Source organism: Mesorhizobium sp. WSM3862, from assembly GCF_002294985.1.
Classification (GTDB): Bacteria; Pseudomonadota; Alphaproteobacteria; order Rhizobiales; family Rhizobiaceae; genus Mesorhizobium.
This window is the reverse complement of record NZ_NSGE01000003.1, coordinates 279,445-291,951: the sequence shown is the minus strand read 5'-3', so window position 1 is coordinate 291,951 and position 12,507 is coordinate 279,445. Positions and strand designations below refer to the sequence as shown.

Sequence of the window (12,507 nt, the reverse complement as noted above, 5' to 3'; positions counted from 1 at the left end):
GGTGCCACTGCCTTAAAGCGGACATTGCCGGCGACTGCGCTGGGGGTCGCAGGTGCGCCAGGAGCCGCCATTTGGCTGAAGTGGGGTTCAGCGTCAGCTAACGCCTCAAAGGCCGACATTTGCACGCGCTATAGTTCTGCTCCGCGAACACGGTCGACGCCAGTCGACCGATTGGCGATGAGCCAGTTCGGCGGGGGTTAGCCGCACAAGCTCGTAGGGGTCGATGGACGCAGTCGCCAGGCCAGCAAGGTGGAGGGTCGCACCGCTGACCATCACCAGCGCGTCGACCCCTGCACCATTCTCCCTCTTGCCAGCCTGCTCGACGCGGCGGGCGAAATTTACCTCCGAACCGACCACAAAAGAGAAATCCCACTGGCGATCGTTGACGAACATCACCTCGCCGGAGTGTAAGCCGATCCTGATGCGACGCGACAGGGAGCCCGTAGAACGCTTCCAAGCGTTGCCGAGCGAGATTTGCGGTACCAGTTCCGCGACGGCGGCCAGCGCCTTTAGTGCCGTTTCGCTAGGCGTCATTTCGCTCCCCGGCCAGAGCGCTAGCACGCCGTCGCCGGTAAAGTTTTGAACGGTCCCCTCATGGGCCACCACGACCTGGCGGGTCAACGCGAAGTGCTCGATCATGAACCGCGTGGTTTCGACCAGGCCAAGCGCGTTCGCCAAGCCGGTCGAGTCCTCCACGTCGGTAAACATGATGGTGGCGATGGCGCGCTGGAATTTCGTTTCACCGATGCCGAATGACGGGAGCACGCGGTCAGTCTGTGAATTCGTATAGGCAGTGATCGGATGCATTGGAGTCCGGCCCCGAGCGATTTCAAACGTCGCTCGAATATGACTGGACGGCGTAGGCGGATCGTAAGCCTGCCGTGGGGGGCACGTCAGAATTACGTCAGAAATCCATTCAGCCCGGATTTAGCGGCTTGCAGCCGACCTTTTCAGTCAAATTCGGCGGGACCCTCAGCTCAACAACTTACGGAGGTCAAGCAGCCCCGCTCCAAACTGCTGATCGAACGAAGGCACCCTTCTCTCGCAATTAGGGCTGTCTGGTAAAATCGGAACGTTAGCTTTTTCAAGCCAAGGCCATGAAACCTCCTTTGCGCCCGACTGGATCATCTTCGCCTTAACTTCTATGCCGTTGAGCGGCCTACCGGTGGACCGATGTTTCGACTGCAACAAAGCGGCTGCTCCCGCGACGATGGCCGAGGCGGCAGATGTTCCGCCAAACACCGTGTACAGCCCGGCGCGGTCTCTGCTTTCGACGCTCGGTGGCTGGATCCCTTCCAACTGTCCGCCGGAATAGCCGTGGTAGCCCGGGATGTCGGTGGTGAGCACACCCTGCGGCGCGTATTCAACCTGGGGGAGCTTCCCATAGATATCGAAATTGTGGTCACGTGAACGCGGCGACTCCCTGTCCAGTCGTATTTGGCAGCGCGTGCACACCTCCTGGTCGTCGGATGGCGCGGAAATGGTGACGGAATTGTCGGTCGGATCGCCGCTGTAGTTGGAATATGCTGAACGTCTCGCCCGATAAGTGACGGCCGCTACCGCAATCACGCCGTTGCTTTCGCCGGCCTTGCTCGCCGGGTAAATCAGATGGTCGCAGCCATCGTTGCCGGCTGCGCAGATGATGGGGATTTCCTCGCTGATCGCCTCAAAAAGCTTCTCGAAATAATCCCAAATTGGCTTTGCCTGTTCGACCGAAGTATATCTGCTGTCGCCATATCCAGGATAGGAACGGTGCGCTCGCCATGGATCGGGTACTTCCCGGGGAAAGTGTATGACTGAAACCTTCTGGTCGCGGGCATAGAGGAACGCCAGAATGAGCTGCGCTGCGTCGGGCCGTGCGGAAATCTCGATCGGCAGGAGTTCAGCGCCCGGGGCGGCGCCCCAATAAGGTATCGCGCCTTCACCGTTGCCAAATTGCCTCAACTTCGCAGGCGAGGCCTCAGGGGCGCCGACCATCAGCCCGGCGCAGGCGGTCCCGTGCGCTGAGTAGCGCATACGCGAGGTCTCAGCAGTCTCCTGAATTACGCCGCGCCCATCTTTCAGTGCTCGAAGCAGCGATTTCTGAACCTCGACTTCCTGCGCATTGTTTCTCGATTTGATCAGGCCTGCCGCCCATGCCCAGGTATCGTCGCCCACAAAGCTCTTGCTCTGCTGTTTTTCCGGCCCTCGCAAGACGGCCGGTTGCTGCTTGGGTGTGACGTAACTCAACCCGAATGGGTGAGCGGCGAAGCTGACCGCAGGACGGATACGAGGGTCGAGATTGGGATGGCTTGAGTTCACCCCCGTATCAATCTGGGCAATGACCTCGCCGTAACCGGGCTTGTCAGTAGCCAACAAATCCCAGGCGTCGGCCTCCAGCAGGTATGCGGCCTCGTGCGGCAACCGCGTTTCAGGGATGCGCGCACGATCGCGTAAGGCGCCGATTGCGATCAGGTGCCAGAGGTAGTGATACCAGTCATAACAAAGATGGCCTTCGCCCTTCTTGATGTCGTCCGTCATGGCACCCTCCTACCATTCGCTCTGAGCACGTCGGATCGTTTCATCCATCGCGTCCACCAAGTACGGAGAAATGCGCGCAGCCAGTTCCTCGCCGGCATCGGTGTCGCTGGCGTAGTGCAGCCCTGCCCATTCCCTGTTCTCGGCCACCCGGCGGGCGCGCGCATAAAGCGCGGTTACGCCTGCGTGCTCGGGCAACATGCGTTGCAGAACGTTCGCCACCGCAAATGACTGAAATGAATGGTTGGACGGGTAGGAAGCGTGCGAAGGAACCGGAAGCGCCGGCCGCAGCCTCTGCTCAATGATGTTGGGCCGCGGCCGATTGAATCGATCTTTGTAGTTGAGCCCGATCTCCTCTGTGAGTTCGAGGATCGCAACAATCAATGCGCATGTCCCCTCGAAGCCCGCGAGAGTGTCTATTCCGAGCGGTGCCGTGTAGTCCAAAATCCCGAACGATGCCTGGCGGACGATCTCCTCGCGCCGCACCGGGTCACCTTCCCTCCTGTTCTGCAGATCGAGAAGCGCTTCTGTCTCTCTGAGGCTCTCTGAAGGTCCGGGCGGGGGATCGATAAGAATGTCCTCCCAGATCGCGCCGAGATATTTGTTGGCGACGCTTAGTCCGATCGTGTGCAGGGCACGCTTGTCGTGCCACGCCGGCAAAGCCTCCTCGCCAGTTTCGAAAGCCGTCTGCCCTCTGCCGCGTCCCCGTCCTCGTCCGCGCCCTCTGCCCCTGCCTCGACCTCGACCTGCGCTCGGCCCCGCCCGGAAGGCTGGCGAAAGGCGCATGACACCCTCCACAGGGTCATCGGAAATCGTTATCACGATCTGCTCATCTTGAATCGACAGAACGCTGCTCTTGGCCATCATGGCCACGAAAGGATGCAGTTTTTCGCCGCCTCTATTTTTGATGTATTCCTCAAGAGCTTTTTCAGGTTTTGCGTCACCCAATATCAACGGATATTGTCGTATGTCCGATCCTCTGACCAGGAAGCGAGCGTTAAACAACTTGTTGTTAAGATCAATTATCGCCATCATGTCCACCCCTCAACTAAAGCTTGCAAATTCGATCCGCGCGACTTGGTGGTCGGGGCCTCGACGTAAGTGCGGTGCGCAACCCTAGGGCGCGTACCTTGGCAGCGTTATCCGCGACAGCCCGCTCTGGATAACCGAAACTCCGAGTACGCCTGCAATTGGATAATTCTCGTCCGAAAGCAGCTCGAGCGAGAAATCCGGCTCCGAGGCGCGCAGGCGTTCGACAGTTCTAACTGCTTCCAGAGTCTGCCCCAGATGCCCGTGGCAGGCAGCCGAGTATCTCAAAGCGGGTAGGTATGTAGGTTGCTGCGCAAGGACACGCTCGCCGTGACGTATCCCCTCCTCGAAGCGCCCGTTCAGAGTTGCCAAGATGCAGCACGTGGTATCGATGCAGTAACGATAAAGAGGAGGCCCGCCCAGTGCACGTGCGCGCATCGCATCCTCATATCCACGCTTCACCTCGCCGAGATAGCCGAGCGTCAGGGCCCGCATGTCCCAGCAAATGGCTTGCAGCGGGTTAGCGGCTATCGCTCGATCGGCGAGTTCCAGTGCCTGTGCGTATTCACGAAAGACGAACGAATGGGCATGAGCGGCCAACGCCAGCGTGATAGGATTGAAGGGGGCCGCTTCGACGGCGCGACTGGCGCAATCCCGAACCTGATCGTGAAAGGTGCCCGAACGGCCGACCCGTCTTTCGCCGAAGCGGGTGACAAACACAAACAGCTGCCACCCCAGATATGTGCTACGCGGGTCGAGCTCATATGCTTCGGCGAGCATGCGCTCCGCCGAATCCAGGTCCGTATCGCGCATGCGGAACACCTGTCGCAGCGCTGTCAATGCAAGCCGAGACGCCCGGTGTCGGGGCTCGTCGCGAATGGACTTAGGATTGAGAACGAATTCGAGGATCGAAAACACGATCTGATTGACCAGCGACATCAGCTTCTGGCTCGCCGGGCCAGTCAGCTCGGCAAGCTCGAGAAAATCCGTATGCGACCACAAGAGCCGGCTGTCACCGGGCGCAATCAATCCAAATGTCAGGCCCACTCTGTTGCCCACCACCGTTGCCCTGGTTTGCAACAGCCAGTCCGGTAACGCAGTGCCAGGCGCTTGGGTCAGCGGTCCCTGCGCTTGAAAATCCACGACGTCGACCACTTCGAAATTCAGGATCGATCGAACCACAAGATCCAGGACAAGGTCACCGACGGCCCTGTTAGCGGAGCCCTCCGTCCACCTGGCATCGCGAACTAGGCCCAAGCATAGCCGCGACGAATTCAGAGGTGAGGCGATTTGCTGTCCGGACAATGGATCTGCCGCGCCAACAGGACAGGTGTTTGCTGGCACTGTGCGAGGTCGGGGCCATTGGCTTCTTTGCTCACGAAGCCAATCCTCGAACTCTGGGTCGCGAATATCGAGGCCCTCAAGCAGATCACGCGTGGCAGAGCCTTCGGGCGGATCCTTCAAATCGATGCCGATCGAAGCGACGTCGAGTCGAACCACATCACGATCGGTCGAGATTAGATCAAGGCCGGCGTTGCGGAGCGACTTCCGAACCTCGGACAGTTCCTGACGCAAGCTTGCTGCACCCTGCTCCTCGCCGCGAGTGCTCCAGAGCTTGCTTTGCAGCCATTTTCGGCTCCGCGTACCGTTGGGTGCCAGGGCAAGCATGGCCAAGAGCGCTTTGGACCGTCTGCCATGCGGCGTAACGTCCGCGCCATCCGCGCGCTCAATCGCGAATGGCCCAATCAATCTAAGGAAAGGACGGCCATCCGAGTACACTAGCGGTCCCTCGCGTCCATTGTCCCTAATATATGATCCACTAATATAAATCTATCTGTAGCTCTCGGCTTCCGTAAGGTCAAACCTAGACGTGGCAAGGATTCGAGATGGCATTTCTGCTGTGACGGAAGGACTCTTTGGCGACGTCAAACGGTCGTTCGATGTCGTGCAACTGTGGAAAGTGGGACGCACAGTTCACCATTCCCGCTTCTATCGTCGGCATTTCAAGCTGCCTGACCGGCACCGGCCCAAAATCGGCTTCCCCGGACCGAGGCTAACAGCGCTTCTTCGCGAATGCCCACACCATCACCGGGTACTCCTCGTCGTTGCTGAGATCCCGCCACAGGCCGTAGGCCCGCACGGGCCCGCCGATATGCGCCCTCGCGCAGGCCTTGTTGCCCCAGCCGAAGACCTGCACGTCATTTTCTGCGAAGCCGCCCTCGATCATGACCTGCTTCAATCCCGCCGGCGTCCAGCGGTTGTAATCGTGCGGCCGGGCATGCACCCGGAACAGGAAAGGCGTCGCGACCATTGCCCAGCCGCCTTGTTTGGTCATTGCATGGATGTTGGCGGCGGCCGCGAGCGGCCGCTGCACGTGCTCGAGCACCTGGTCGGCAATGACAATCGAAAATTGCTCGTCGGTGCGGTCGCGGCAGATGTCGAACTCGGGGAAATCGACCGAGCGGTAGTTCGGGCACATCGCCCGCCAGTAGCGGTTCCAGCCGGGTGAGATTTCGATGACGTCGCGGGATTTGCGATTGGCCGCTTCGAGGAAGGCCGTGAAAGCCTCGATCTGGCGAATGCGCAGCCAGTTGCGGGAATCGTACCCGATCAGCCGTTTCACCGCGCGCTTGCCACGGTCCTTCAGCGCGCCGGCAAGGGTCGTCGTCATCTCGACCTCCTCCTTAGCCCGCCGCAAAATGGTGCTACATCGCAAAGAGTACAAAAGAATGACGCAAGCGAACGCAGCGTCTCCGTGCATCGCGGGCTGACGATGAGGTGCCAGCGCCTAGTTGCGATATCGGAGCGGGAGCTACTTCACACTTGTCGTTCGTCAGCTTGGGGGTATGGTTGCAACGTTGGGACAGACAGGGGACGCGAGTTTGCCTCGTCGATCGGCACGAGCCCATCTGCTTGGACTAATCGCGGCCGCCGTGTTGCCGGTCTGGCTGTTTGCTGCCTACCTGTTCGTCGCCTACGCCCTGCATGAGCGGCACCGGATCGAGCAGGAGGCGCTTTGGACTGCTCGTCAGATATCGCTCGTCGTTGATGGCGAGCTCGCAAACATTAAGACCCTTCTGGAAGGGCTTTCCAAGTCGCCTGCTCTCGCCGATGGTGATCTGCAGGCTTTTGGCACCGAGGCGAGCCGCCTCGTCCAGGGTACGGATCAGGTAATCACGCTGCGTGATTTGGGCGGGCGCGCGTTGGTGAGCACCCAATCCGCGAAGGGCTCCGAGCCTTCGGCCGAACCGCTGACGCCCGATGAGCGCGAACACCTGGATCTTGCTGGCGTGCTGGTCAGCAACGTGTTCGCCGCGCCGGGATCGAACGCATACCGGATCGCAGTCACCAGACAAGTGTCGGGCTCGAAAGGCCAGCCGTTGCTGCTTTCGATGTCGGTCCCGACTGAGCGTATTCGCCTCGTCCTGCTGCCAGCTGTACCGCAAGGATGGACGGTCGGTGTCGGTGATCGTGAGGGCAATTATGTTGCGAGATCAAAGTTGCACGATCAGTGGACCGGCAGGCCCGGTTTGCCGGAATATCTAGCAAAGGTCGTCGGCCGCTCCGGTACGTTCCGGTCTCGCAATTTCGAAGGCACCACGCTGCTGGCCGGGTACTACCGGTCACCCTATTCCGACTGGTTCTACACCGCCAATGTTCCGCTCTCGGATGTTCAGGCGCCTCTCTGGTGGTCGCTCGCGCAGATTGGCGCAACAGGTTTCACGGCGCTGCTTGTTTCGCTGGCTCTGGGCTACGTGGTCGGCACAAGGTTCACCAAGGCCACGGTCGACCTTGCCGCGCGCGCCGATGCGCTCGGCTCTGGAAGCCAGGTCGAACCTATGTCGACGTCTGTCACCGAGTTCGACACGATTGCCCAGGCTATGATCAAAGCCGGCCATGCAATCGCGGAACGCACGCGCGAGTTGGAAACGGTTCTGGAAACGGTGCCCGCGGCCGTTTGGTTCACCTATGACCCGGAGGCCCGCCAGGTGATACGCAATCGGTTTGCTGCCGAATTGATGGGGCTGCCGACGGAGTCTCGGAAAACATTCGGCAGGCCTGAACTCGTGATCGACACGCTGGCCTACAAGAACGGCCAACCGGTCAGCCGGGAGGATCGCCCGCTGAGCAGGGCGATGCGCGGCGAGGAAATCCAAAGCGAAGAATTCGCCTACAAGCTGCCGTCGGGGGAGCAACGCTACCTCCTTTCTAGCGCGCGGCCCATCCGCAGCGCGGAAGGCTCAGTCGTAGGCGCGGTGCAGATCAGCCTTGATATCTCCGAACGCAAGCGCGGCGAGGAGCAGCGTCAACTGCTGGTCAAGGAGCTGAACCATCGGGTCAAGAACACGTTGGCTGTGGTTCAGGCGATAGCGGGGCAGACCATCCGCAACGCCTCCAGCCTTGCCCAGGCGGGAGCGGCACTTTCCAGCCGGCTGATCTCACTGGCCAAGGCACACGATCTCCTTACTCGGGAGAACTGGAGCGGCGCCGATCTCCAAACCCTCATTGCCGCCTCGATCGAGCCCCACGCACCGCTTGCCCGGTTCGATCTCTGCGGCGAGGAGGTTTGGCTGGCTGCGAATATAGCGCTCTCCCTCGCGCTGGCCCTTCATGAGCTCACGACCAACGCCATCAAATATGGAGCACTGTCGAATTCGACGGGATCGATCTCGATCTCATGGAAGGTCGTGGAAGGTGAGATGAGCCGGATCCTTGAACTGGATTGGCATGAGAGAGGTGGCCCGCCCGCCTCGCTTGGCAAGCGCGGGTTTGGCACGGAGCTATTGCAAAGGTTATTCGAGTATGAGACCGCCGGTGGCGTTGCCTTGAACTACGAACGGTCAGGTCTGCATTGCGCTTTTCGAGTAAGTCTCCTTCCTGAAAGGGAGACTTCTCCACCCGAGACCGACCCTGCCGGCTGATCTCCCCAGATGAGAAGATCAGCCGATGGGGCGATATCAATAATCGCCGCGGTAATACCGATCGTCGCAAGGCGCGGTGTAGATTTGGCCGTAGCGATCCCGATAGCGGCAGAGCTGCTCGCCGCGGCGCTGCGGGGTCGTGGCGCTGCCGACGACGGCGCCGAGCAGCGCGCCGCTTGCCGCGCCAATCACCGTCGACTTGGTGTTGCCGCCGATTGCCTGGCCGACCAGTGCGCCGCCGGCGCCGCCGATCAGCGCGCCGGTGGTGGCACGCTGCTGGCCCTCCGTTTGGGTCTCGCATCCGGCCAGTGCCGCGGTCATCAGCACCGCTAAGAAAACCTTCTTGATCATCATCTCCAGAACTCCTTCAAGCCCCAAAGACCAACTAAAACAGGGGCGTACCTGGCCGAAGTGGGCTCGCATTGCGGCGGAACGGCGGCGGAGCCCGCTCACGAACTGAGTCATGGTTTCCCGGCTGTTGAACAGAATGCTTTCCAAACAGGAAAGATGCGGGAGCTACATTTGCCCTTCCAGCCATTCCCGCAAATCGCGTTCCTGCTCGGTTTCGGAAAGCGGCGGCGACGGGCGCTTCCATACCTGCCAGACCATCGCCAACACTCCGGCTGCCCACAGGCCGGAGAAAACATGACTCAGGAAATTCATCCGACGATCCCGGACAGAGAAATGGAAGTTTAGCCGTGATGAATTTAGCAATCACTAAGATAATGGCAAGGCTGCGGTGACATTTGCATCCTCGCGTCGGGCGACGTGCCAGTGTCGGTCAACCCAGCGCGCAGACAATGGCTGTAAGCCACCCCTGCTTTAGAAAAACCTTAATTGCCCTATCGTAATGTTTGCAGACGGCTAGCGGGGGCCAGCCGACGTTGGGTTTGCGGCGTTGCAACGCCGGTGGGTCGGGTAACATGGAACTGGCGTTTTCCGAAGGCGAGTGCCAAGGGTGCGGCGGCACCGGCACGATGTTCGAATGTCCGAGATGGCGCAGCTCGAACGGCCATTGCTGCCCGGCAGGAACGCATCAACACAGATGTCCCGGCGTGAGCGTGCGTTGCGTGCAGTGCGACGGGACGGGCTCAGCGATGCCGAGAGACATGCGACCTTCTTCTCGGCCGACCTGCTGACCGTGTCGCAGGCTTCAGAGGCACCGAGAAAGTGGCGAGTACGTCGGTTTTCGCTGCTACCTGTTCGAGCGGCGTCGGCTCCGGAATCGACACGCCATCTTCTATGAGCCCCTCGATGTGAAAGGCGAGCGCCTCCTCGGCGAGCCGACGCACTCCGGCAATTGTCCTGCCGGCGGTGACGACGCCCGGGAAATCGGGAAAAGATAGCCCGAAGTCGCTGTCATTGTCCTTGTGGATCACCCCAACGTATCGGCGCATGCCATTCTCTACCTTGTCAGCCACGCCAGCGGGTCTATTTCCAGGGTTCCACCCTGGCCCACTGCCCTTATGTGGCGAAGTCACTGGGCTAGGAAATCGGTACGACGGCGCGAAGCGATGGACAAGTCTGCAGCGGTCCGCAGCGTTCCTCCAGGGAGGCCAAGGATCCGTGCGGCCCAGTATCTGCGCATGTCCACAGACAGGCAGATCTACTCGATCGACAACCAGAGAGATGCGATCCGCAATTATGCGAAGGTCATGGGTTACGACATTGTCGCGACCTATGAGGATCCCGGGCGAAGTGGCCTCAGCCTCGTGGGGCGCCCAGGCTTGCAGCAGCTGTTGGAAGATGTCGAAAGCCGGCGAGCCGACTTCGAGACCGTCGTTGTCTACGACGTGAGCCGTTGGGGGCGCTTCCAGAATACCGATGAAAGCGCCACCTATGAATACCGGTGCCAGATAGCCGGAGTGCGGATCGAGTTCTGCGCCGAGCTATTCGTCAACGATGGGAGCATCGGGTCCGACGTTCTGAAGGCGATCAAACGCAGCATGGCCGCGGAGTACAGCCGCATGCTGTCGAACAGGGTCTTCGCCGGTCAAAGCCGCATCGTCAAACTGGGTTTCAGCGGCGGTGGCCCCGCCGGCTATGGCTTCAGGCGCCTTCTTGTTGACGGCTCCGGAAATCCCAAGGCAATGCTTCATCGCAACGAGCGAAAAGGGCTGGCAAGCGATCGCGTCATTCTAGTGCCGGGGCCGAAAGAGGAGGTCTCCACCGTAAGATGGATGTTCAATCAATTCGTGAAGGGAAAAACGGAAGCCGAAATTGCGACTGCATTAAACGCTCGCGGCCTGGTTACTGAACGCGGCCGACCATGGACCAAAGCATGCGTGGGCACGATACTGACGAGCGAGAAGTATATCGGTAACAATGTCTGGAATCGAATATCCCATAGGCTTCTACACGACCGGGTAAGAAATCCGCCAAGCGCATTTGTTCGCGCCGACAATGTCATCGAGCCGCTCGTGACCCGGGCGCTTTTCGATCGTGCGCAAGCTATCAGGCGCGCGCGCGCTTACCTTAAGCCCGATGAGGAGCTGCTTGCCGATCTGACCAAGCTGCTGAAAGAGCGGGGGAGGCTGTCGAGCCCAATCATCGACGCCGCCCCCTTCTGTCATTCAGCCTCCATTTACGCGCACCGATTTGGAAGCATGAAGGCCGCCTACCAGTTGATCGGATACGACGCCTCGGCGAACTATCGGAAACTCGATGTCAGCAACCGGCTCAAACAGATCCGGCAACAAGTCGTCGAGGAATTGATGTCGAACATTGACAAGGTCGGTGGTTCGGCACTGTACGATCCCAAAACAAAGCTTTTGCGCGTCAATGAGGAATTCTCCATCGCGATATGGATCGCGCGCTATCGGATTATCGTCACCGGTTATCCACGCTGGATATTTTGGAACCGCGGTCTCGTTGGGCCAGATGTGACGATTTTGATCAGAATGGAGCCTGATCATCAAACTGTTCGTGACTTCCTCATTGCGCCCGCGCATGAAGCGCAATCCGCCCTTCGCATGCTCAACGCAAACAACGGCGTGCGCCTTGATGCCTTCCTCTTCGCTTCGCTCGATCCTGTCGTGGAGATGGCGAGACGAGAATCGATTTCGGCGATCCCGTGACAGTAACCAAGGCCGAGCTTCGTCGCTTCGTCGAGAACAACCGGCATGCCACCCGTCTTACGAGCAATTTGCAGGCGCCGCAGAATCCATTGCGTGGCCCGGCATTCTTGCGGACCTACAAGCGCCAATTCGATCGGATGCAGGATTTCATCAGAGAAGCCGTCGCAGCGCGGCATCAACTGGAAGTCGTCGTCAATGCCACCGGTCAGATCCTGGCCAACGCGTCGTTCCGCGCCTTGCTGCAGGCGCATGATCTCGCAACGCTGCCTTCTATCTTGACGCAAGGTTCGCCAAGCGGCGGACCGAATTCCCGTTCTGAGGATCAGCAAGCCTCGTTGTGCACAGCCGAGCCGCAGCTTGTCGGCGGTGTTTGTCTCGAGGCTCTCGACCTCCTGAACGATTTCGGCGCCCCCTTGAAGATTTTCCCCTTGTTGCGAGAGGTCGTGCCGAGCCGGCAGGTTGAAATCGTGCGTCTCATGCTAGCGTTGGACCGGGTGCAATTTCGGGTGGCGAGAGTGTTGATCGCGCTCACACCACGATCGCGGCTCACCGATCCCTTTGCGCCCAGAAAGCAATATGAGGGCATCTCCCCGACGCAATTGGCTGACATGCAAACTGACCTGGCCAAGGTCAGCCATGAATATCTGAGCGCCGCCAGAACCCATGGCGCAACAGTGCTCAACCTGATCGGCGTTACCGGTTATATTGACAGATTGCTGAACAACCCCACGCTGGTGCGGTTTATGGCGCGCAATTTTGCCGGGCACCTTGAGGTGTATCAGGAATTGCTCGACTTTCGCCAAAGTGGGTTTCAGAAACGTGCACCGATCGCTGAACGAAGCGCGTGGATTTGAGCTCTCCAATCCCCGCGAGACGATGCCGGCGTTCTAAACTCAACTCGCTTGCTACGGCTAGAACTTCAGGCCGATGCCGACGCGGAAGTCGTGAGCCTGTGCCTTGTG

10 protein-coding genes and 1 pseudogene are annotated in these 12,507 nt (G+C 59.7%); 3 read left to right on the top strand and 8 right to left on the bottom strand.

Annotated elements, in window-relative coordinates; all coding sequences use genetic code 11:
- Positions 1-105: 105 nt before the first annotated feature.
- The 5 genes from CK224_RS09905 to CK224_RS09885 all read right to left on the bottom strand — a co-directional run bounded on the left by CK224_RS09905 (position 106) and on the right by CK224_RS09885 (position 6,217).
- Positions 106-807 (bottom strand): adenylate/guanylate cyclase domain-containing protein, encoded by a 702-nt coding sequence (locus CK224_RS09905; protein ID WP_095781641.1) that lies wholly within the window; start codon positions 805-807, stop codon positions 106-108.
- A 165-nt stretch (positions 808-972) separates the two neighbouring features.
- Positions 973-2,520, bottom strand: a complete 1,548-nt coding sequence (locus CK224_RS09900) for a S8 family serine peptidase (RefSeq protein WP_095781640.1) — start codon at positions 2,518-2,520, stop codon at positions 973-975.
- A gap of 9 nt (positions 2,521-2,529) precedes the next feature.
- Positions 2,530-3,552 carry a phosphatase PAP2 family protein gene (locus CK224_RS09895; RefSeq protein ID WP_095781639.1) on the bottom strand — a complete coding sequence of 341 codons (1,023 nt, stop codon included), beginning with the start codon at positions 3,550-3,552 and terminating at the stop codon, positions 2,530-2,532.
- 81 nt (positions 3,553-3,633) lie between these two features.
- The gene (locus tag CK224_RS09890) at positions 3,634-5,220 is read right to left on the bottom strand and encodes a hypothetical protein (RefSeq protein WP_141245803.1); all 1,587 of its coding nucleotides are present in this window, start codon (positions 5,218-5,220) and stop codon (positions 3,634-3,636) included.
- Positions 5,221-5,599: 379 nt separating this feature from the next.
- Complete coding sequence (locus CK224_RS09885; protein ID WP_095781637.1) at positions 5,600-6,217, bottom strand: methyltransferase domain-containing protein; 618 nt, start codon at positions 6,215-6,217, stop codon at positions 5,600-5,602.
- Positions 6,218-6,479: 262 nt separating this feature from the next.
- Between CK224_RS09885 and CK224_RS09880 the strand changes: the two genes are divergently transcribed.
- On the top strand, positions 6,480-8,468 hold the full coding sequence (locus CK224_RS09880; RefSeq protein ID WP_245425863.1) for an HWE histidine kinase domain-containing protein: 1,989 nt from the start codon (positions 6,480-6,482) through the stop codon (positions 8,466-8,468).
- A gap of 36 nt (positions 8,469-8,504) precedes the next feature.
- Here CK224_RS09880 and CK224_RS09875 read toward each other — a convergent pair whose 3' ends face one another.
- The 3 genes and pseudogenes from CK224_RS09875 to CK224_RS09870 all read right to left on the bottom strand — a co-directional run.
- Entirely contained in the window at positions 8,505-8,822 is a 318-nt protein-coding gene (locus CK224_RS09875; protein ID WP_095781635.1) for a YMGG-like glycine zipper-containing protein, read from the bottom strand.
- A gap of 162 nt (positions 8,823-8,984) precedes the next feature.
- Complete coding sequence (locus tag CK224_RS31245) at positions 8,985-9,131, bottom strand: hypothetical protein (protein ID WP_176477899.1); 147 nt, start codon at positions 9,129-9,131, stop codon at positions 8,985-8,987.
- Between the two features lie 527 nt (positions 9,132-9,658).
- A pseudogene (locus CK224_RS09870) lies at positions 9,659-9,865 on the bottom strand (type II toxin-antitoxin system HicB family antitoxin); the annotation flags it as partial.
- 117 nt (positions 9,866-9,982) lie between these two features.
- On the opposite strand from CK224_RS09870, the gene CK224_RS09865 reads away from it, so the two are divergent.
- Both CK224_RS09865 and CK224_RS09860 read left to right on the top strand, forming a co-directional pair.
- Positions 9,983-11,545, top strand: coding sequence for a recombinase family protein (locus CK224_RS09865; RefSeq protein WP_095781634.1), 1,563 nt, complete (start codon positions 9,983-9,985; stop codon positions 11,543-11,545).
- Complete coding sequence (locus CK224_RS09860; RefSeq protein ID WP_095781633.1) at positions 11,542-12,399, top strand: plasmid partitioning protein RepB C-terminal domain-containing protein; 858 nt, start codon at positions 11,542-11,544, stop codon at positions 12,397-12,399. Before CK224_RS09865 ends, CK224_RS09860 begins: the two co-directional genes overlap by 4 nt.
- The last annotated feature ends 108 nt before the right edge of the window (positions 12,400-12,507 follow it).